Below are 21,660 nucleotides of genomic sequence, written 5' to 3'. Positions count from 1 at the left end.
CTCTGACATCCTAGTTAATCTAATATAATTTTACCGTATTTTCGCTAAATAAGTATAGACATCCGATAAATTAGAAAAACCTAGTTGTTGAACGGAATGAACACTCTCTGCCCAAAGCTTTGCCGTTGCAATTGCATCATGTAATGCATGATGTCTTTTTTTTATGGAAATTCCGAAATGGTTACAACAATCATCCAAGGTTACCAAATTTTTTTCAGGTTCGATAATCTTGGTTAAAAAAGACGTATCCATAATACGGTGATGAAAATTCATCTTTAAACTTGACCAGGTTGCATGCTGCATAAAGCTTTTTTCATGATTGGCATGATGGGCAACTAGAGGCAGACTTCCAATAAATTGATAGAACTCCCTAAGTACGTGTTCTAACAAAGGTGCTTCAGCAAGTTCCGCATCACAAATACCGGTTAATTCTTTCACCTCTTCTGAAAGGGGTTCGATACAATTTACTACGGAATAAAACGTTTCATTCTCCATGACTTGGTCACCTATCACCTTTACAGCACCAATGGATAAGATTTTATCTCCCTTTTGTGGATAAAAACCGGTTGTTTCTAAATCAAACACAATTACCTTTAATTCTGAAAATGGTATCTGAAGAACATCGTTGGCTTTTATATCTCTTCGTAGCTGCCTAAGAAACGCAATACTAGCAGCATCGTTTTGATTAGCAACAGATGCGTACATACTCGGACTTAGCCTTCCAGATAATTGTTTCACAAAGTGAACCATCTGATTAAATATCATGATGAACACCCTCTGATAATGATATTTTTTGTTTCAGCAAAAAGCTTATAACCATTTTTCATGATTTGCTTTAGTTCTTGCTTTTCAGATTTTGATAAAGAAGTAATCTTTAAAAAGTGGACATCGGCATAACTCTTAGAATACTTTTTATAATAAAGACGAAACTTTAATAGCTTCTCAAAATCTAACTGATATTTCTTTATATCTTTATAATCATTTGATAACTGTTGGAAACGCGTTAAAGTGGATGGAGCTAAAATCTCCTCTTTTAGTGAGAGTAATCGTAGGGAATTTACATAGGAAAAGAGGATGACCTCCTTCATATTAATGTAACCTGTTTCTTTCCCTGAGGAATTTGGCAGAAGCTGTCCAAGAATACCGATCCCTTTCTTTATATGACTTATATTTTCTAATAAACGGATATACAAATAGGGTTCTTCCCTCAAATGTTGAAACGCAAGTTCTTTTAATTTGGATAAAAAGCAATCATCTCCTAGTAGAACACGAGAGTCAAAGAAAGTGGAGAAATAACGAAGCGATTCCCAGCTTGCTTCTTTTAGCCAATCGCCAATTTGCTGCTCCCAGGCATTCATGGAGTTGCACCATTTCGGATTTGACGCCATTACTTTCCCATCACAACGTTCATAACCAACGACACTTAACCCATTAGAAATTTCTATTCCTAGTTTTAAAAAATAGGGTTTAGATTCCTCTCCACCAGCAAAAATAATTCCATGGTCTTGATCACTCCAAATAGCTTGTTCAGACCTCCCAGCACTTCCCATTATAAAGAAAGCAAAGTGAGCTGGGGCTGGCCCAAGCTCACTCTCTATTTTCTCAATTGCTTTCTGAACAGTTTCCTTCATTAATCTATCATGGAATTGATTAAGAACTGTCGGATTATCGCAAGCGTTATGAATATGTTTCTCTCGCCACTCTCTCATTTCAAGATAACGATTTACATGTTCTTCAGAATCACCGTTTTCTGAATGGTTCGTAACAACCATTTTATGCACCTGCTTTTTCTTTATTCTGAGGCAAATTTTCTGGGTAACCATAACTTCCATGTTCACTCAAGTCAAGTCCAATGATTTCTTCTTCCTCCGTAACACGGATACCACCCATTGCTGCATTCATTACTTTTAGGATAATGTATGAAACGACGAATGCGTATACCCCTGATGCTACTACACCTAGGGTTTGAACACCTAATTGTGTAAAGCCACCACCGTAAAATAAACCAGCTTGCCCCCAACCAATATCCGTTGAGAGTTCAGGTACTGCAAATAGTCCATTTGAAAGTGTACCCCAAATACCAACTGTTCCGTGAACAGATAATGCAAAAATTGGATCATCTATTTTCGCTTTATCAAACAACTTCACACTATAGAAAACCATAAGTCCCCCAACGATACCGATAACTACCGCTGCCCAAGGTTCAACGAATCCACAAGATGCCGTAATGGCAACAAGACCCGCTAATGCACCATTTAAGGTTGTTGGAACATCTGCTTTACCTGTTACTACCCAAGCGATAAACATTGCAGCAACAGCGCCAGCACCAGCAGCTAATTGTGTATTTAATGCAACAAAACCAAAGAATGCATCTGCAACTCCGAATGTACTACCACCATTAAATCCAAACCAACCTACCCATAAAATAAGAACACCTAATGCAGTAAATACTTGGTTATGACCAGCAATATCATTCGTTGAGCCGTCTTTATTAAATTTACCAATACGTGGTTTTAAAATCATTGTAGCAGCTAAAGCAGCCATTGCACCAGTTAAATGAACAACAGTGGAACCAGCAAAATCCTGTTTGCCATGTTCACCTAACCAGCCCCCACCCCAAATCCAGTGAGCAACTACAGGGTAAATTAATGCAGAGAATAAAATGGCAAAAATAACATAAGCGGATAATTTAGCCCGTTCAGCAAATCCACCAAATGCAATTGTTAGAGAAACTAAGGCAAACATCATTTGGAACATAAAATCTACAGCGGGGACTAACCCTTCATCAGCCGTTGATGCGTCACCATAAAAGAAATTTGACAATCCTATAAATCCGTTGCCTTCCCCATAAATAAAACCATATCCAATAGCCCAGAAAACTAAAGATCCAATTCCAGCAGTAAAGATTGTCTTGCCAGCAATATGACCCGCATTCTTCATTCTTGTTGATCCTGCCTCAAGTAGTATAAACCCACCTAGCATAAAGAAAACTAAAATCGTACCAATAATGACCCATAAATTATCCATCAAAACAGTCGTACCCAACCAACATCCTCTCCTTCAGAACAAATTTTAATGTAGTTCTGATTATAAATTCTAAAAATTCTAACTTCACTAAATTTGTTAGACTTTCTGACAAAGTATTTTTATTCCGATAAAATTTTTCATCCGCAAAAAAGGATATAATACCCACACCCAAGATAATTATTACCTTACACGCATGCACAAACCCTTATTTATATGGCTTTAATCAGATAATAAAAAAAATTTATAATATGATATAAAAGTTAACATAATTATTGTAAATAATTTAACATCAAAATTTTTCTTTTAATCTATTTGAATATATTAATGGAGAAGAATATGGAATTGCCTTACTCAAAAAAAGAAAGCAGGAAACCTTCACTGGGTTTCCTGCTTTCCTTTTTTAATTAAGTACCATGTATCTACATTGACTTCCCGATTACTCGCTTGGCATCGTAGATATATATTCTTTTACCACTTCATAAACATATTCTTGATTTGCAGCTGCTGTATTTGGGTTATATTTTCCACCATTCACTTTATTATTAGAGAGTATTCTAATACCCAAGAATGGTGTATCATAAGCTTTTGCAATTTGTGCTGCTGAGGCAGTTTCCATTTCCTCTACAGAGGTGCCATACTTTTTGTGGAACCAATTAATTCGATCAATTTCGTTATTCCAAACGTCTGCAGAACCGATAGTCCCCTCAACAATCTTCCCCTTAGTGTATTTATCTTTCACTGCATTAGCAGCTGCGAGTAAATCCTTATCTCCCTCATAATAACGGATTTTTTCAGCATCAGGGTCTTCTCCTGCACTTCCTTCCGAAGCCATTAAGTCCATCGGTTTCCATACAGTTGGATCCATTCCTTCGTTTTTAGCCTTGTCTGCTGTTTTCATTGAACCAATGTTGGTCGTTCTCTTTCCTAGAACAATATCAAATACATTTAGATCTGGGTCATGTCCACCTGATGTTCCTTGATTGATAATCGCTATAGGATTATATTTTTCAATTGCAATAGCAGTAGCTGCTGCTGTGTTTTCCATTCCCTTACCTGTTTTAACAACTATTACAGGATAATTATCTACCGTTCCTTTGTAAAATACAAAAGTTCCTGATTTTTCTTCCTTAACATTCTTTAACTTTTGTGCAAAGTTTTCCGCTTCAATCGGCATTGGACCTTCAATCAGAATAGGTCTTTGATCAGTTTCTTGAGATGCCTCCGTTTGTGAAGCTGAACTACATCCTACCAACACGGACAATAATAATAAAGGAATAATTGCTAGTAAAACGTATCTTTTACATACTTTATTTATCATATATTCTCTCTCCCTTTTACCATAATTTGAAAGCTGTCTTCTCCATGTAAAACTTCTGTGCAGGGTTGCTTCTAGCTGTATTCCTCCTTGCTGTTTGACATACCCGTAAGTTTGGTCAAAAGAAAAGGCCTAGAAAATGTAGAACGACCTCTACTTTCTAGACCTACGAGAGTTAAAGTATAGATAATTAAGCAACAAAATAAAACTAAGGCTTAATTATAGAAATAGCAGTAGTTTAAAAAAACAATAGCTAAATACTTTAACTCGTAGTCCGGTTCTTTCATTGGGAACCAGGTAGAGACACTCAGACCATATTACCGAGATTATACGAGTGATAATATATAAAATTATTACGTTGATAATATAACAAACATATACCGGATAATCAATAAAAATAAGAACATTTATATAAAAAGATGTTTAAATGTTCGTGTTTAGGGAGATATCTGAAAGAATATTAGGTTTTTATTCGTTTGTTTTTGGAAAATCATTCATATTGATAGGGAATTAGCTTCAGTCTCCGCAGTGTCTTTCCATTTTTTTACGTTTGGTACTGCATGTCAAAGAACCCTTTCCCTTATTGTTTTTCCGTATTAAAAATAAGCCTACTTCCTTTAGCGAAGTAGGCCAATCAAAAAGTTTTATGTTATGGATTTATTTCATCGTTCTCTCGCATCAACTCAAATAATACTGACTAAAATAAAGCATTAGCATTACTTTGTATAAAAGTAACCCCATCAGGCTACCAACTTGATTTCAAAAAGCAGGAAGATATTCCCTAATACTCCGACATCATGTACCACAAAAAGTTTGGTAAGGACGTTTTGATGGCGGAGGCGGTGTGGAGTATTCAACTTGTTTCGAAGAATGCTCGTAAGGCGTTGATAGAACTTCGAGTAACTTCTCCATCACGCTATAGTCGTCTTGTTCTACTGCGGCTTCTAGTGCCTCTTCTACCCGGTGGTTCCGAGGAATTATTGCTGGATTACTTTTCCGCATTAACTGATGAGAGGATTCTTGTGTTTCCTGCTGCCTGCTCAACCTCGCCTTCCAGCGATCCTTCCATTGAGCAAATTCGGAAGTGCTGAACAAACCTGCGTCCTCTTCCTTATCAAAAGTTAAAGCAAGGAAAGTATTCGTATAATCCGCCTGATTCTCCTTCATTATACTTAGAAGTTCTTCTATAAGAGATTGATCTTGTTCTTCTTCATTAAAGATTCCTAACTTTGCTCTCATTCCAGTTAGCCAATTAGAATGGTACAATTTAGGAAAATCAGAAACCGCATCTTGAGCCAGTTTGAGAGACTCTTCCTGATCATCATGTAACAGCGGCAGTAGGGATTCAGCAAATCGTGCAAGATTCCACCCGGTAATAGGCGGCTGATTGCCATAGGCATAACGCCCTTGAATGTCAATGGAACTAAAAACCGTTGCTGGATCATAGGTATCCATGAATGCACACGGACCATAATCTATTGTTTCTCCACTAACAGTCACGTTATCTGTATTCATCACCCCATGAATAAAACCAACTAATTGCCACTTGGCAACGAGAGCAGCCTGGCGCTTGATGACTTCCTGAAGTAGAGAAAGATAACGGTTTGGACTATTGTTAGTTTCTGGATAATGACGTTCTAATGCATAATCCGCTAAAGCCTGAAGATCCTTGTCAGAACCCAATTTTGAAGCGTATTCAAAAGTACCAACACGCAGGTGACTAGCAGCTACACGGGTCATAATCGCTCCAGGCAAGTCTGTTTCACGAATAATCGACTCACCAGTTGTCACAACTGCTAAGCTGCGAGTAGTAGGAATACCTAGTGCGTGCATTGCTTCACTAATAATATATTCACGCAACATCGGTCCAAGTGCCGCTCTCCCATCACCACCGCGGGAATAGGGAGTTCTACCTGAACCCTTGAGCTGAATATCAACCCTCTCCCCTTTAGGCGTGATTTGCTCTCCAATCAGCATAGCCCTACCGTCTCCTAACATATTAAAGTGCCCAAATTGATGACCTGCATAGGCTTGAGCAAGGGGGAAGGCACCCTCAGGAACACCATTACCAGCAAACACATCTATTTCATTTTCACTCTTTAGCGACTGGACGTTCAATCCAAGAGACGATGCTAACGACTCGTTGAGAATAATCAATTCCGGTGAGCGTACAGGGTTAGGCGTAATACTTGAAAAGAATGTTTTTGGTAGGCGAGCATAACTATTGTCTAAGTTCCATCCTATTTCGTTTCCTTCTTTTCTTTGTGTCATTATATCTCCTTTTCTTCTTTTGTCTTTTGTATTCTAGCTTTTTCTTTTACTTAGGGTGTTTTCTATGTAAACATAAGTTAGTTTCTTTTAATGTCTACTTCCACCAATTTATTATACCGTTTCCACACGAAGATGACGCCTGTTAGGTATTTTTTAGATATATACTAAGTATGTAATGTTACCCAAATAACTATTATTAATCCAAACATCATTTTTCTTTAAATTTAAATATATTTAACAATAATCTAAAACTAACATCTTTTTAACGAGAAAGCTAAATATGAATACTCCCCCACTCTTTCACCAGAGCCCACAGCACAGCATAATCTATTTCACAAGTATTTTTTCTTGTCATTTCGCATAGAAGGGGGTTTTCGATAGATGGAATTAACAGCTGCCCATTGGATGTATTTAATTGGAACATGTATCATTATTTTAACGATGCTGTTCCGGCAGAATGTTGTTGCACCCTCCATTATCGTCACATTTTTAGTTGGTTGGATTTTTACTGGCTCCTTTACCGTTGGGTTGCAAACAATTTTCAACGCCAGTTTAGTTGCTGCCGGGGAGTTATTTAATATCTTCCTTATCATCGCAATCATGACCGCCTTATTACACTCATTAAGATCACTAGGTTCAGATGAACAAATGATTACACCGTTTCAGCGGGTGATGAAAAATGGCCATATCTCGTACTGGATCATTATTTTTGTTACGTATACCATCTCCTTGTTCTTTTGGCCAACGCCCGCTGTACCACTCGTTGGAGCCTTGCTTATTCCCGTTGCTATTCGAGCTGGACTTCCGCCAATTGGTGCGGCAATTGCAATTTCACTAGCCGGTCAAGGAATGGCGCTTTCCTCTGACTATGTCATCCAAATTGCACCTACTTTAACAGCGACATCAGCTGGCGCTGATGTTGATATCGTAGCCGATCGAGCTTTTGTTTTATCTATTATTACAGGAATCACCGCAATTGTTATCGCCTATTTATTTTTAAGAAAACATATTTTGCGCCCTTCAAATAAGCACCTTATCGCTTGGGAAAAAATTGATCAAAATCCCCATCAACATATAGAGGACTCAGAAAAAAATCAGCAAACAAAAAGCAAATATAGCTTATTATTTTCCATACTTGTTCCTGTAACATTTTTAATTATCATCAGCTATATGTTTCTTGCTAAATTTTCCGATTTCATTCCTTCCGTCGAGGGTGGAACAGGAGCAGCTTTAATCGGCGGGGCATCAGCTGTTCTCCTTATTGCCGCTTCCATGTTTAAAAATGTCCGTTCGTCTCTAAATAACATTAGTGACAATCTGGTAAAGGGATTTTTATTCGCTTTTAAAGCGATGGGGCCCGTCATTCCAATCGCTGGATTTTTCTTTATTGGGAGTGGAGAATTATCAGCAAAAATATTAGGCATGAATGCAGAGGAATCTCCATCTTTCCTATTTGATTTAGTCGTTTCTGGTCAACAATTTATACCAGAAAGTCCCTTTATCGCCGGCTTTGGAATCCTGCTGATTGGAATGATTACTGGATTAGATGGTTCAGGGTTTTCAGGTTTACCATTAGTTGGATCCTTATCAGGCGCATTAGGTAATAATGTTGGTGTCGATGCAGAAACGTTATCTGCCATTGGACAAATGGGCTCTATATGGGTAGGCGGTGGAACATTAATTGCCTGGTCATCCCTAGTAGCCGTGGCAGGCTTCGCAAAGATTTCGGTAATGGAGCTTGTTCGAAAAAGCTTCTTTCCAGTTATGATTGGACTAATTTTATCTACCACTATAGGATTGTGGATTTTCTAAAGAAATAACAGTCTCTCACTACGTAATTCTTTACATTAGTGTGGGGCTGTTGTTGAAAAATGACTAGTCACTCCTCAAAGTTTGTTAGGGTTCATCGAAAAAAATATTAGTGTCAAAGAGTTCTATGTCATTCCATCTTTTACCCTTTTTATTAGAATAGGCCCACTTCCTTTAAGGAAGTGGGCCTATATCAAAAATAATTTATTTCACAGTCGTCTTATTCGTCATAGCCGAATTATTTTAATACTAAGCTTGCCACGCACTCGACATGAACAGTATGAGGGAATAAATCAACCGGCTGAACAGCTTCTAACGTATATCCAAATGGTTCAAGTTCCTTAATATCAGTAGCGAATGTATCTGGATTACAGGATACATACACAATTCGTTCTGGTTTGGAACGTCCAATTCTTCTCATTACTTTCCCGCCTGCACCTGAACGAGGTGGATCAAGCATCAGCAATTCTGGATGTCCAAAACTCTCCAATACTTGGTCAATTCCTTTTCTTGCATCTTTCGCTAGGAAGGTTGTATTGGAAATTCCATTATCGTCTGCATTACGCTTTGCCGATTCAATTGAACTCTCGACAATTTCAATTCCAGCAAGCGCTCCTACTCTATTAGCAAACGGAAGAGAAAACGTACCGACACCACAGAAAAGATCAATCATTTTTTCCGTTTTCTTCGGTTGTCCCATTTCAATTGCTAGGTCTACCAATTTCTGGGCCTGCGTCGGATTGGTTTGGAAAAAGGTATCAAACCAAAGACGGAAACGGTACCCATCCATTTCATCATAGATAAAATCACGTCCAGCTAGGAGATGAATTTTCTCTGCTTGCGTCCGGTCCGCCCAAGCTGTATTTTCAAGCCATAGCAAACTTTTTACATGAGGGAACTTCTCTCCTATGCGAGCCATCAAATCATCAACTGCCTTTTGATGAACATCAGGTGCCTCCGTCGCAAACAACGCTAGCATGAGTTCTCCTGTTGCAAACGATTGTCGAACCATTAAGTGACGAAGCAGCCCTTCATGAAGGTCCTTGTTGTATCCTTGTAATTCATGATCCTTCACCCAACTTGCCACTTCCATCGTTGCTTCTACCATTTCTTCGCTAGCGATTAGGCATGTTTCAAGTGGAATGATTTTACGGAAATTTCCTTGCTCATGTAATCCAAGAGAACCATCTGGGGCAAACGTAAATTCCATTTTATTTCGATACTGCCAAGGCTCATCCATCCCAATTGTGTCTCGAACGAGAGTAGGATCAAAACCTTCCGTTTCTAAAGCATGCTTCACATGATTTGTCTTTTGCTTTAACTGACCCTCGTACCCCCAATGCTGCCATACGCATCCTCCACAACGTTCAAAATGAGGACATGGAGCGTCTGTTCTTTCAGGATGAGCCTCTAGTATTTCGTCGGGCATCGCCTTTCTTCTTCTTCTGTCAGGCTGATCAACCGTCACACGTACTTTCTCCCCGGGGAGAGTCTGCGGGATGGTAAGCTTTAACTTTTTAGGATTGCCGTGTTCATTTTCACGCCAAACCGCTGCCTGTCCGGAACCTTTTTTATCTAATTGTTTTATATTAGTAACCATTACTTCTTCGTTGGTATTCGTCAATTTTGGGTCCTCCTTAATGCATTCTCCCTAAACTTATACTTTAGTAAAATCAGGGCAAGATTGCAACTTGTAATTGATACGGAGAGACCGGTATCTTATACCAACTAGTGCCCGCCCTTCCCTGTAAGTTTTCCATAGAGGTAAATATCATAAGGGCACCTCCTTTGCAATGAGCTTGTTTTCCAAGTTTGCTAGAGCTTCTTCAAGTGCTAGTAAGTTATTTTCCTCCGTTTTCTCTGCTGTAACACCAATATGTTGTAGTACCTTTTCAATGTACTTCGGACTATGTATCGTTTCTTTCGGATTTTTTTGATGATAATTTTTAAAAATTCGCTTCATCATGAATAGTAGATCCTGACTCGAGTATGGCAACTTGCTTATTCGCTTTACACTTTCACAGTCTGCTTCGGTTAAATACGTTCCTTTGTTTCGAAATTCAATAAACGTTGCAGCGATTTCTTGCTGTTTGGCTACATTCTGCTGCTCGGCTGTCTTCTCATCATCATCTTCTTTTCTTTCTATCTTTCTTTCTTTTTCTGTGACCACTTTTGGGCCATTTTCAGACCACTTTTGCTCCACTACCGTTTCGCCTATTCTTTCGTCAAAAGCATCCATTTCATTACGTATAGGGAGAACTGTAAACAAAAAACCGTATTTCGTTTTTTTCGTTTCGATATATCCTAAAGACTCTAGAAATGTAATTGCTCTTTTAATAGTAGTGGCTGGAACTTTTTTCAGGCCCCGACCGACGACATAACTAAGATCATCTGTTAAATGAGAAAGAGATCGAATATATTGCCCTTTCTTCAGCGTAAGTTCTCGAACTTTTACATTATTTTGATGGGTAGCATTTAGTACTAACCAAAGATACAAACGAAGTCCAATAAAATCATGCCAAATTTCACTTTTAACTAATTCCTTCTCCATTTTTACCCATCCGTTCATCTTGATTACCCCCTACTATTTCTTTTCACTCTCTAAATAGAAAAGAAAAAGAAAAAAGGACACCCTAAAACAAAAAAATTTTAATTTGCGCTATCTCCCTTCTTCCAAGAGGCTACTTGCTATCGAAAGACAGTTAGAAGCAGGGAATTTGAGCCTTTAATTAGAAAAGGCCTACTTCCTTTAAGGTAAGGAAATAGGCCTTCTAAAAAAATTATTTTACTGATTCATTTCATACTTTCCTTGTAATAGCTCAAATGGCCGTAGCCAAACTATTTCAATACTAAATTTGCAACAGATATAATACTGATGATTTACACACTAACTTGTAATTCAGTAAATGTTGTTATCCCATTCTATTTAATCCTTATTCGGTAAAAGACTCTCATTATTATAAGAACCAATCCAATGATGAAAACAATCGCCAATAAAAGCATCGCGGCTGGCCAAATACCAAAAGCATCTATTATTGTAGAGCTATTATCCTGTAGTGTCGGAACAATAAAGAATAACCATCCGATACCAACGACTGGCACCAATTGCGGAAGTAACCGCAGATAGAATCTCCAAGCGGGATGTTGTTTGCGGTTACCCGACCAGTTTTTACTACGAATAATACCTCTAATTCCTAAAACTAAGTATATCAATGTAATAGCGCCAAGGGATAGATCAATTATTTTCGGTGTAGGGGCTTTCGTTTCGGGTGCATGCCCCTCCGTCAATTGGATAATTCCCGAACTAATCTCATAAGCATGTTCTAATGTAGGAGTAAAACTATTAAGTAACACAGCAACGGCATAACCACTACTTGGCACGATATCTTGTTGCGTTTGGTAAGTAGTTAATGCACCGCTATGTGAAATGCGAGCAGGTTTCACGTTTGGAGAACTTAATGACCAACCAAGCCCATATTTTTCATTTCCAAGTTGTGGTGAATAAGACTCTTCCAATAATTCTTTTGATAATAATTGTTGTCCTGATTCATTTTTCCCTTCGTTCGTGTGCATAGAAAGCCATTTCCCCATATCTGAAGCTGTTGTTACGACTCCTCCAGCCCCCATGAACATTTGTTCAAGCTCTGTCCAAGGCATTGCCGTTCCATATGCTGTTACATACCCTTTAGGTAACCCTTGTACAGGATCTCCAGAGTTTACAGCCGTGAGCGAGTCAGTCATCCCTAGTGGAGAAAATACTTTTTGTTTAAGATAATCAGTAAACTCGATACCACTCACTTGTTCGACTAAAAAAGCTAGGATCCAGTAATTCGGATTGCTATAAGCGTACTTCTCTCCAGGATTCGATTGAAGTTTCCAGTCATGTAAACGATCCACACCTGCTTTTATGTTATTTGCTGAAGCTACAATGGTTGGATTAGGAATCCCTGATGTATGGCTCAACAATTGACGTATTGTAACTTGATTCCATCTAGAATCGTCAAGTTTCACTTCTGGAAGGTGTTTCACTACTGGATCATCCAGTTGGATTTTTCCTTCATCCACTAGTTGTAAAACGGCAAACGCCGTAAATGATTTGGATACAGAGCCGATTCTCATTAATGACTTTCCCGTTATCGGTTCTCCGTCAGAATCGTGCCCATACCCTTTTTCGTATACTAATTTTCCATCTTTCACAATCACAATGGATGCACCAGGCAGTCCATTTCGTTCAAGATAATTCGTAACAAATTCATCCACATCCGCTGTATCAAATGACTCAGCAGCTTGAGCTGATAAAGAAGTGTTCCATAAGTTCAATAAAATGACTACCATTAGAAAAATAATACCTAGTTTCTTACGCATATACTGTACTCCATCCTAAATTCAATATTTATTGTTCATTGTTTTCCATTCACATATAATAGACAGTTGCCCATCATATAACTGTCCCGTAATTGTCCCATTCATTTTTTCCATAAAGCTTTTTACAATCGACAACCCTAGACCAGTGCTTTTGCCAGAACGGGATCGATCTGCCATATAAAATCGGTCGAAAATGTGGTCGACATCTTTTTTTGTTAATGAGTGCGCATCGTTTTTAATAATTAGTCTAGCCGTTGAATCTTTTTCCTCAAGGCTAATAATGATATTTCCATCTGAGTGGGTAATAGCATTGGAGACCAAATTTTCAACGACTCTCGCTATTGCTGATTCATCAGAGACAATGAATACATCGTTTTCCGGCATTTGAATAATTGGTTCTATATTTTTCTCATTAAAACGATCATAAAAATTCATTAATGCATCTATTGTTACATTCTTAATATTGATTCGTTCAGATTTCAGCGGATTATCCGTAGATTCAATAATGCTAAGTTCAAAGAAATCTTTTAACAATGTCTCTAGTCTTTTTGCACGTTTATTTGCAATAGCTAATAATTCTTTTTTTTCATCCACTGTAACATCATCCGATTCCGCCATCTGAATGTACCCCAAAATAGAAGTTAATGGTGTTCTCAAATCATGGGACATATTAGCAACTGCCTGTTTTTGTTCATTTTCAAAACGTACTCTCTTCCTATTCTCTGTCACGTACAAATCAATAAGTTTATTAATTTCCAATCCCAGATTTTCGATATCTTTATCCAAAAGTGCCATATCAATTTTTTTGTTCGTTTTTCGATGATTATAAGTTTGCAACTGCTTACTTATTTTTTTCACTTCTTTTTTTAGCGCAAATAAGCGAGTGAGCAAAAATATTGTCACTAAAGATATAATTATTGTTACATACATCATTACTCTCACCCGCTTATCTGAAAGTTACTTAATTTCTTTTCGATTGATCATAAAAACTCCACATAAAAGGATGACCATTAATGATACTACCCCAATTAGAATGGACTTTATAATTTCACCGCTTGTCATTGTATACTTTAATACTTCACTAAATTGATAAAAGAAAGTGTTCTCATATAATATTTTAATGAATGGTGCGGTAATTAATTTTTCAATTACAAACATCACAATGGAGAGTAAAAGAGTAAAAATAATGGTTTTCCCACTATCTTCTGTTGCAATAGCAATCAATAACACAATTGCTGTAAAACACAAAAATTGCAGTGTAAATAAACTAAATGCTCTTCCTAGATACATAAGATTTGAAAATGTTAATATATCCCCATATCCAAATAGGATAACCAGTATAATAGCTGTTAATAATGGAATTACAACCGTAACAATGAAGGATCCTAGTGAAAAGATAAGAAACTTCGCTATAAAAATATGCGTTCTTTTATTACCGCTCAACATTTGATTTTTGATTACACCGCTTTGTGAAAACTCGGTTGAGATATAAAAACCAGCCAACGCACTGACGATCAAGCTAAAGAATAATGGTATTGTAAATGAAGATAAAGCGTTCAATTCACTTAACCCAGCCTTATCAAACTCAGTTCCTGATAATAGCCACCAGTCCATGATAATTAGGCAATGTAACAATACACTTAATCCTGTTATAGTTCCTATTAATACCCAAAATGTATTATTGCGTTGTAATTTAAATAATTCTGCCCGGATAAGATTAGTCATGCTCAACACCCCCTACAAGCTTTGAAAAATAGCTTTCGAGACTATCCCCATTTTGTGAGAGATGTTCAATCACGAGACCATTGTTTGTTAATACACGTGAAACGGTACGTACATCATCGAGATAATGGTAAAGTTTGATTGTGCCATCTTGCATAACTTCAAACTCGGTAGTAGATAGCTGGTTTTCGAGTATGGTTGCTCCCTTAGTTGGCTGATCAACTTTTATTCGTAAATGTTGTCTGCATTTTTCATCCAGCTCTTTTGCCGTCAGTTCTTCTAAAAGCTTCCCCTTGTGAATAATGCCAAAACTAGTTGCAAGTTGATGGAGTTCACTTAATATATGGCTTGATATTAAGACGGTTAACCCTTTTTCTCGATTTAGTTTTTTTATTAATTCCCTAAGCTCAACAATCCCCATTGGATCCAATCCATTTGTGGGCTCATCAAGAATCAAAAATTCTGGATCACTCAATAATGCAATCCCAAGTCCAAGTCTTTGTTTCATTCCAAGTGAAAAGTTCTTCGCTTTTTTCTTTCCTGTATCTGTAAGTCCTACAAGCTCTAGTGTTTTATTAATACAGACACTACCTGGAATACCTTTTTGTAACCGATGGACTTCCAAATTTTCATATGCCGTCATATTCGAAAAAAGTGCAGGCTGTTCGATAATTGCCCCCATTCTTTTTTGTACATCTATTAGCTCCTTGGGGTTATCATTTTCAAATAGTTCTATTGATCCGGTTGTTGGGAAGGTAAGCCCTGTTACTATACGCAACATCGTTGATTTCCCAGCCCCATTTTGACCAATAAAGCCGTAAATTTCTCCCTTTTTGATCGTGACATTGATGTTTTCAAGGGCGAAATCATTTCTATATTTCTTTGATAGTTTGTTGGTTCTTAAAATATATTCACTCAACTGATTAGCCTCCTTACTCGCTCTTTATTTAGTATGGGGCATAAATCATTAGAAAAACTTAAGTCAAACCTTAAGAAAACATTAAGATTTAATCCGATACCCCATTCCCCAAATCGTTTCTATATAGTCTTCATTTGGATTTGCTTTCGAGAGTTTATTCCTTAAGTTACTCATGTGAACATTCACTGTATTGTCATGGCCGAGAAAAGGTTCATTCCATACACTTTCGAATAAATTAGATTTTGAGAAAACCTTTTTGGGGGATTTCATAAGAAGGACTAATATTGCATATTCGCGGACTGTTAGTGTAAGCTTTTTACCATTCGCATAAACTGTTTTCGCTTCCAAATCAACCATAATATCTTTATGCGTTAACTGATTTCTCATAGGCGATTCACTAGTATGTTTGTATCTTCTTAGTAGAGAATCAATACGAGCAGATACTTCTTCAACATCAAACGGCTTTGAAATAAAATCATCTGCGCCAGATCGTAAACTATTAATTTTTGTCTGCTGTTCGCTTTTGGCAGAAATAATAATGACTGGCATAGAACCTTTTGCAGTAATTTCTTCTAGGATTTCTTCTCCCGTCATACCTGGAAGCATTAAATCGAGTAAAACTAAGTCCCACTTCTGTTTTTCTAAATAAATTAATGCTTCTGTCCCTGAATAGGCAGGTTGTGCGTCGTAATTGCTTTTTCTAATAATTTTACATAGCAATTGATTAATATCATTATCATCTTCCACGACTAAAATGTTTATTTGCTGTTCCACTTATATTCTCCCTTTCCAAATGGTCTATTATAGTAAAAGAACAAAGAAAGAAGCATCACATTTCAAAATGTCTTTTATGTAGTAACAAGTTTAGTGTTAGTTTCACAATTGCTTCTATATGTCATTTAATAAAAAAGAAAGGAGGAAGGATTGTTGGTCCTTCCTTCTTTCTCCTTAAAACTTATAATAATTTTGAAGTAAATAATAAATCCATTTACAATATGGATGATTTCGGATATTTTCAAGTAGCCCTTTTACAATAGCGGGGCTATACGTCGATTCCAGTAACTGTTGTTTGAGAAGTATTAATGATTCTTTTTCAATCGACTCTTCTACCTCTTCTACTTTTTGTTCCATTATTTCTAAGATATGTTCCTTCGTTATCCCTTCATTCTGCGGTTGCTTAAACATTTGCATAAACTCTTCGGTAATAAAAGGAACGGTAGAATGCCTTGCAAGTAAATCCGTTTTTTCCATAAGTGATTGAGACATTAAGTTGAGATCTAGTGGTGCATCGTGGAATAAAAATAGCTCAGAAAAAGTACTCATAAACCCTTTAATCGAATACATTAAATCGTATTTTGTATCTCTGACGTCTTCTCCATATAAACGTTCAAGCATCGTTATAATCGTTTTTTCTATTAAACTGTCGTAGTAGCGGATTTTTACTAAGAGTTCCTTATTAAAGGATTGTGTCTGCTCTTTCATAAATATTTTCGCAAAGTCTGAATGCTTATAAAACGAATATAACGTTGTATAGTAAAATTTATAAAGAACCTCTTCATCATTTTTCACATTGTTAACCGTATAGTCAATCTCAGAGGTAATCTCCTTCATAAAGTGGTCAATCAACTCTAAAATTAATTCATCTTTTGATGTAAAGGATAAGTAAAAAGCTCCTTTTGAAATTCCACAATAGTCTGTTATTTGCTGAACAGATGTGGCCTCAAACCCTTGTTTTGCAAAGAGCTCTATCGATTTTTCTATAATTAATTGTTTTTTTGGCATATTATCTTCTCCTACACTTATTGTTGACATTTGACCGAATAGTCATTATTATAATTACTTGAGTATTTAAAGTCAATTAAGGGTAGGTGTCAATTTGAAGGGTTTAGTAAATTTCGTATTAAAAAATAAACTTGCAGTATGGTTGCTTACCATTATTATTACTGTTTCAGGTATTTACTCCGGTACACAAATGAAAACCGAGACTATTCCAGATGTTTCGATTCCATTTTTAATGGTAATGGATGTATACCCGGGAGCAACTCCTGAACAGGTAATGGAGGAAGTGTCCATACCGTTAGAAAAAGCGGTAGAGGGATTAGAAGATGTTAAGTCTGTGTACTCCAATTCGTATTCTAGCATGGCTAATCTTCAAGTCGAATATGAATACGGAGTAGATATGGATGAGGCGGAGCGTGAATTGGAAGCGGCACTAGAATCAGTGACCTTACCAGAAAGCGCAGAAGAGCCAAGTATTACTGCAATTAGCATGAACATGATGCCAGTAGTTGCATTAAGCGTAAGTAGTGAGGAAGAGGATATCGTTGAACTAACTTCGACAGTAGAAGATATTATACTTCCAAATATCGAAAAGATTGATGGCGTTGCATCTGCAACGATGACAGGTCAGCACATCGAAGAAGTAGAACTTACTTACAACCATGCAAAAATGAAAGAACTTGGCTTGACAGAAGATAAAGTTAAGCAAATGGTTCAAGCTAGTGATGTAGCTGTTTCACTAGGTCTTTATGAGTTTGAGGAAGGGGAACAAGCAGTAGCAGTCGATGGTAAGTTCATGACTGCAGATGAATTAAAGGAAATGCTTATTCCTGTAACACCAAGTGAAGCACACCCAAATCCATTTGTGAAGCTTGGGGAGATCGCAACAATTGAAGAAGTTGGTAAAGTACAATCCGTCTCACGTACAAATGGTGAGAATGCCATTGCGATACAAATTGTTAAAGAACAACAAGCAAATACAGTTGATGTTGTTAACGCAGTGAAAGATTTAGTTAAAGAAGAGGAGAAAAATATCGAAGGTCTTGTAGTCGATATTTCCCTTGACCAAGGTGAACCGATTGAAGAATCAGTTTCCACAATGATTGAAAAAGCAGTATTTGGAGGTTTAATTGCTGTTTTAATCATTCTTTTATTCCTACGAGATTTCAAATCTACTATTATATCGATTATTTCCATTCCAGTATCAATTTTTATGGCTTTATTGCTGCTAAATTGGATGGAAATCACGCTAAATATTATGACGCTTGGTGCCGTTACGGTTGCCATTGGTCGTGTTATCGATGACTCGATAGTCGTAGTGGAAAATATTTACCGACGTTTGCATTTAAAAGGTGAGAAATTAACTGGTCGAGCACTTGTACGTGAATCGACAATTGAAATGTTCAAACCAATCTTATCGTCTACGCTAGTAACGGTAGCGGTGTTTGCACCATTAATTTTCGTTGGTGGTATGGTTGGCGAACTGTTCATGCCATTCGCATTAACGATGACGTTTGCACTTGGAGCTTCGTTGCTTGTTGCCATAACGATTGTTCCAGCGCTATCTCATTTCTTGTTCAAGAAGAAGTTATATAGCGAAAAAACAGAAAGCCATCATAAAGAGGCTGGTAAACTATCTAATTGGTACAAAGGCATTCTTGCTTGGACATTGAACCATAAAATTGTTACTTCACTAGTTGCTATCGTATTATTAGTAGGTAGCTTAGCCTTAACACCATTAATCGGCTTCAGCTTCATGGGTAGTGAAGAAGAAAAAGTTATGTATCTAACATACACGCCTGAAACAGGTGAGAAAAAGGAAGATACATTAGCCAATATTGAAGTTGTAGAAGAAAAATTATTAAAGCATGAAGATATTGACATTGTTCAATTATCTGTTACAGAAAGCGGCGATCCGACGGCAGCGATGATGGGTGGCGGAGGAGATGGTGCATTAATGTACCTTATCTTTGACCCAGAAATGGAAGACTTCCCGGAAGCACGTGAAGAAATTGAAGAATATGTGTTTAACATTGACCAATCTGGTGAATGGAAAAGCCAAAACTTCACTTCCATGTCCATGAATACTAATGAAGTGAGTTACTCCTTCTACAGTGAAGATTTAGATAATCTAAATAAATCTGTAAAAATGGCAGAAAAAGTTATGAAAGAAAATGATGACTTAGAAGATGTCTCTTCAAGTGCAGAGGATGCATATGTTGAGTATACTTTCCATGTCGAACAAGAGGAATTACTGCAGTATGGTTTAACTACGGGTCAAATTGTTATGATGTTGAGTCCTGACCAAACACAGGAAACCTTGACAACTGTCGAAAAAGACGGTGACACGTTAGATGTCATCGTGCAACAAGAGCAAACAGAAAAACCAAAGTCAATTGATGAACTATTGGCAACCAAAGTACAGACAGCAACTGGTACAGCGATGCCACTTTCTGAGCTCGTAACAGTTAAAGAAGGTACGACATTAAATACACTTGCACGTAGTAAAGGTGAATACTATGCTACTGTCTCAGGAACAGTCATTGGTGATGATATTTCAAAAGCAACATCGGAAGTCGACGAAGCGATTGAAGAACTAGATTTACCTAAAGGCGTAACGACTGGGGTCGGTGGTGTTGCTGCAGACATGACAGAAACATTCACACAACTTGGTGTAGCAATGCTTGCAGCCATCCTAATTGTATACTTCATCCTTGTTGTAACATTCGGGGAAGGTCTTGCACCATTTGCTATCCTATTCTCCTTACCGTTTGCGGTAATTGGTTCCTTTGTAGGGTTATTAATCGCAGGTGAAACAATTTCTGTTTCCGTTATGATGGGGCTATTAATGTTAATTGGTATTGTTGTAACAAATGCCATTGTACTAGTAGACCGTATTATACACATGGAACGTGATGGCATGAATATGCGTGAAGCAATTCTCGAAGCTGGATCAACGCGCTTGCGTCCAATCCTCATGACCGCAATTGCAACGATTGGTGCATTAATACCATTAGCAATTGGCTCTGGCGGAGGCGGTTTAATATCAAAAGGTCTCGCTATTACGGTAATTGGTGGTTTAACAAGTGCAACATTATTAACATTAATTGTTGTTCCAATTGTTTACGAATTATTATCGAAGTTATTTAAGAAAAACCGTAAAGATATAAAAGAAAACTAATAAAAAGGCCCTACAGGATGATTTCATCCTGTAGGGCCTTTGTTTGGATTTACTCACACTACACTGTATCCTTCAAAAACTGGAAGGTGGTTCAAAAGAGTCCCCCATCTAAAGGCGTTCTCTTCACCTCTTATCCCCAAATCTCTTTAGAAATATCTACAATATACTTCAACTTCGTCCATTGCTCTTCCTCAGTTAAAATATTTCCATGATGAGTAGAAGCAAAACCGCATTGTGGACTAATACATAATTGCTCTAATGGTACATATTTTGTTGCTTCTTCCACACGCGCTTTAATGTTTTCCTTATCTTCTAATTCACCATGCTTCGATGTGAATACACCTAGCACTACTTGAGGACCTCCAGTTGGAATGTATTCCAATGGTTTGAAATCTCCAGATCGGTCATCATCATATTCTAGGAAAAATCCATTTACTTTTTCTTTTGCAAATAATGTCGGGGCAATCTTAGCGTAACTTCCTTCAAATGCCCAATTAGACCGGTAGTTACCACGGCAAAGATGAGTCGTTACAATTAGATCTTCTGGTTTATCTTCTAGTACACCATTAACAACTTGTAATGCCAAGTCAATTAATTGTTCACGGGAATAACCACTATCATTAAATGGGATTTCCGGTGCATTAAGACCAGCAATGTATACATCATCTAGTTGTAAGTAACGGCAACCTGCATCATAAAAAGCTTGGATGGCATCGCGGTATGCTTTAATAATATCATTTGCATATTCTTTAATATCCGGATAAATGTCTTGATTACGAATACCGGCGTTAAACAATTGATTTGGACTTGGAATCGTTTGTTTTGCAATCGCACGGTCCCCAACAATTTCTTTAAATTCGATAAAGTCTTTTACATGTGGGTGATCCTGGTTAAAAGAAATTTTTCCGATAACACGCACATCGTATCTTTCCGTTTCTTCTCCTTTAAATTTAAAACCATGGTCTGGAACATACCCTTCTACACCATTTAAATGTTCTAGAAAATCTGTATGCCAAAATCTACGGCGAAACTCTCCATCTGTGACAGCTTGCAGTCCGACTTCGATTTGCTTATCAACGATATTTTTAATTTCTGCTGTTTCAATGTCACGTAGTTCTTGTGCAGTGATTGTTCCTTCTTGAAATTCTTTTCTCGCTTTATGTATTCTCTCTGGTCGTAACAAACTCCCTACATGATCTGCTCTAAATGGTGCTTTAACTAATGTTTTTGTCATTTTAATCCCTCTCCCTTAATTTTTATTAGTGGAATGAA

Annotated in this window: 16 protein-coding genes and 1 riboswitch; of the genes, 2 read left to right on the top strand and 14 right to left on the bottom strand. The window is 37.3% G+C overall.

Translation table 11 applies throughout. The annotated features are described in order from the left end of the window. Positions 1–30: 30 nt before the first annotated feature. From ACFSUL_RS05180 to ACFSUL_RS05160, 5 genes are all read right to left on the bottom strand, one after another. Positions 31–765 carry an exonuclease domain-containing protein gene (locus ACFSUL_RS05180; protein WP_377933330.1) on the bottom strand — a complete coding sequence of 245 codons (735 nt, stop codon included), beginning with the start codon at positions 763–765 and terminating at the stop codon, positions 31–33. Next, entirely contained in the window at positions 762–1,772 is a 1,011-nt protein-coding gene (locus ACFSUL_RS05175; RefSeq protein WP_377933328.1) for a DUF294 nucleotidyltransferase-like domain-containing protein, read from the bottom strand. Before ACFSUL_RS05175 ends, ACFSUL_RS05180 begins: the two co-directional genes overlap by 4 nt. 1 nt (position 1,773) lies before the next feature. Beyond that, a complete protein-coding gene (locus tag ACFSUL_RS05170) occupies positions 1,774–3,045 on the bottom strand; it encodes an ammonium transporter (protein ID WP_377933326.1) in 1,272 nt (423 codons plus the stop codon). A gap of 418 nt (positions 3,046–3,463) precedes the next feature. Further along, positions 3,464–4,345, bottom strand: a complete 882-nt coding sequence (locus ACFSUL_RS05165) for a 5'-methylthioadenosine/S-adenosylhomocysteine nucleosidase (protein WP_377933324.1) — start codon at positions 4,343–4,345, stop codon at positions 3,464–3,466. Between the two features lie 247 nt (positions 4,346–4,592). Then, a riboswitch (purine riboswitch) is annotated at positions 4,593–4,696 on the bottom strand. A gap of 441 nt (positions 4,697–5,137) precedes the next feature. Next, positions 5,138–6,613: a protein adenylyltransferase SelO gene (locus ACFSUL_RS05160; protein ID WP_377933322.1), complete on the bottom strand. Its 1,476-nt coding sequence runs from the start codon at positions 6,611–6,613 to the stop codon at positions 5,138–5,140. Positions 6,614–6,994: 381 nt separating this feature from the next. Between ACFSUL_RS05160 and ACFSUL_RS05155 the strand changes: the two genes are divergently transcribed. Beyond that, entirely contained in the window at positions 6,995–8,425 is a 1,431-nt protein-coding gene (locus ACFSUL_RS05155; RefSeq protein ID WP_377933320.1) for a hypothetical protein, read from the top strand. 235 nt (positions 8,426–8,660) lie between these two features. Here the strand turns inward: ACFSUL_RS05155 and rlmD are convergent, their stop codons facing one another. The 8 genes from rlmD to ACFSUL_RS05115 all read right to left on the bottom strand — a co-directional run bounded on the left by rlmD (position 8,661) and on the right by ACFSUL_RS05115 (position 17,210). Next, positions 8,661–10,022 (bottom strand): 23S rRNA (uracil(1939)-C(5))-methyltransferase RlmD, encoded by a 1,362-nt coding sequence (gene rlmD / locus ACFSUL_RS05150; protein ID WP_377933398.1) that lies wholly within the window; start codon positions 10,020–10,022, stop codon positions 8,661–8,663. A 171-nt stretch (positions 10,023–10,193) separates the two neighbouring features. After that, on the bottom strand, positions 10,194–10,991 hold the full coding sequence (locus ACFSUL_RS05145) for a hypothetical protein (protein WP_377933318.1): 798 nt from the start codon (positions 10,989–10,991) through the stop codon (positions 10,194–10,196). Positions 10,992–11,344: 353 nt separating this feature from the next. Beyond that, a complete protein-coding gene (locus ACFSUL_RS05140; protein WP_377933316.1) occupies positions 11,345–12,787 on the bottom strand; it encodes a serine hydrolase domain-containing protein in 1,443 nt (480 codons plus the stop codon). Between the two features lie 21 nt (positions 12,788–12,808). Beyond that, complete coding sequence (locus ACFSUL_RS05135) at positions 12,809–13,720, bottom strand: sensor histidine kinase (protein WP_377933314.1); 912 nt, start codon at positions 13,718–13,720, stop codon at positions 12,809–12,811. A gap of 24 nt (positions 13,721–13,744) precedes the next feature. Further along, positions 13,745–14,512 (bottom strand): ABC transporter permease, encoded by a 768-nt coding sequence (locus ACFSUL_RS05130; RefSeq protein ID WP_377933312.1) that lies wholly within the window; start codon positions 14,510–14,512, stop codon positions 13,745–13,747. Continuing rightward, positions 14,505–15,428 (bottom strand): ATP-binding cassette domain-containing protein, encoded by a 924-nt coding sequence (locus ACFSUL_RS05125; RefSeq protein ID WP_377933310.1) that lies wholly within the window; start codon positions 15,426–15,428, stop codon positions 14,505–14,507. The genes ACFSUL_RS05130 and ACFSUL_RS05125 overlap by 8 nt, the downstream gene beginning before the upstream one ends. 81 nt (positions 15,429–15,509) lie before the next feature. Beyond that, a complete protein-coding gene (locus tag ACFSUL_RS05120) occupies positions 15,510–16,202 on the bottom strand; it encodes a response regulator transcription factor (protein WP_377933308.1) in 693 nt (230 codons plus the stop codon). 174 nt (positions 16,203–16,376) lie between these two features. Further along, positions 16,377–17,210: a TetR/AcrR family transcriptional regulator gene (locus tag ACFSUL_RS05115; protein ID WP_377933306.1), complete on the bottom strand. Its 834-nt coding sequence runs from the start codon at positions 17,208–17,210 to the stop codon at positions 16,377–16,379. Between the two features lie 94 nt (positions 17,211–17,304). Between ACFSUL_RS05115 and ACFSUL_RS05110 the strand changes: the two genes are divergently transcribed. Further along, entirely contained in the window at positions 17,305–20,388 is a 3,084-nt protein-coding gene (locus ACFSUL_RS05110; RefSeq protein WP_071413440.1) for an efflux RND transporter permease subunit, read from the top strand. Between the two features lie 130 nt (positions 20,389–20,518). Here the strand turns inward: ACFSUL_RS05110 and ACFSUL_RS05105 are convergent, their stop codons facing one another. Beyond that, on the bottom strand, positions 20,519–21,622 hold the full coding sequence (locus tag ACFSUL_RS05105; RefSeq protein ID WP_377933303.1) for a 5-methyltetrahydropteroyltriglutamate--homocysteine S-methyltransferase: 1,104 nt from the start codon (positions 21,620–21,622) through the stop codon (positions 20,519–20,521). Positions 21,623–21,660 lie beyond the last annotated feature (38 nt).

The organism is Bacillus seohaeanensis, assembly GCF_042684945.1.
Taxonomy (GTDB): Bacteria; Bacillota; Bacilli; order Bacillales; family Bacillaceae_B; genus Rossellomorea; species Rossellomorea seohaeanensis.
The sequence above is the reverse complement of the archived record's forward strand: the minus strand, read 5'-3'. Positions and strand labels throughout refer to the sequence as shown.

What these genes read in the sequence shown, in the direction of transcription:
- ACFSUL_RS05130 (WP_377933312.1), bottom strand. Translation starts at nt 14,512, where the DNA reads ATGACTAATCTTATCCGGGCAGAATTATTTAAATTACAACGCAATAAT.
- ACFSUL_RS05135 (WP_377933314.1), bottom strand. Translation starts at nt 13,720, where the DNA reads ATGATGTATGTAACAATAATTATATCTTTAGTGACAATATTTTTGCTC.
- ACFSUL_RS05140 (WP_377933316.1), bottom strand. Translation starts at nt 12,787, where the DNA reads ATGCGTAAGAAACTAGGTATTATTTTTCTAATGGTAGTCATTTTATTG.
- ACFSUL_RS05105 (WP_377933303.1), bottom strand. Translation starts at nt 21,622, where the DNA reads ATGACAAAAACATTAGTTAAAGCACCATTTAGAGCAGATCATGTAGGG.
- ACFSUL_RS05115 (WP_377933306.1), bottom strand. Translation starts at nt 17,210, where the DNA reads ATGCCAAAAAAACAATTAATTATAGAAAAATCGATAGAGCTCTTTGCA.
- ACFSUL_RS05155 (WP_377933320.1), top strand. Translation starts at nt 6,995, where the DNA reads ATGGAATTAACAGCTGCCCATTGGATGTATTTAATTGGAACATGTATC.
- ACFSUL_RS05180 (WP_377933330.1), bottom strand. Translation starts at nt 765, where the DNA reads ATGATATTTAATCAGATGGTTCACTTTGTGAAACAATTATCTGGAAGG.
- ACFSUL_RS05160 (WP_377933322.1), bottom strand. Translation starts at nt 6,613, where the DNA reads ATGACACAAAGAAAAGAAGGAAACGAAATAGGATGGAACTTAGACAAT.
- rlmD (WP_377933398.1), bottom strand. Translation starts at nt 10,022, where the DNA reads ATGGTTACTAATATAAAACAATTAGATAAAAAAGGTTCCGGACAGGCA.
- ACFSUL_RS05165 (WP_377933324.1), bottom strand. Translation starts at nt 4,345, where the DNA reads ATGATAAATAAAGTATGTAAAAGATACGTTTTACTAGCAATTATTCCT.
- ACFSUL_RS05145 (WP_377933318.1), bottom strand. Translation starts at nt 10,991, where the DNA reads ATGAACGGATGGGTAAAAATGGAGAAGGAATTAGTTAAAAGTGAAATT.
- ACFSUL_RS05175 (WP_377933328.1), bottom strand. Translation starts at nt 1,772, where the DNA reads ATGGTTGTTACGAACCATTCAGAAAACGGTGATTCTGAAGAACATGTA.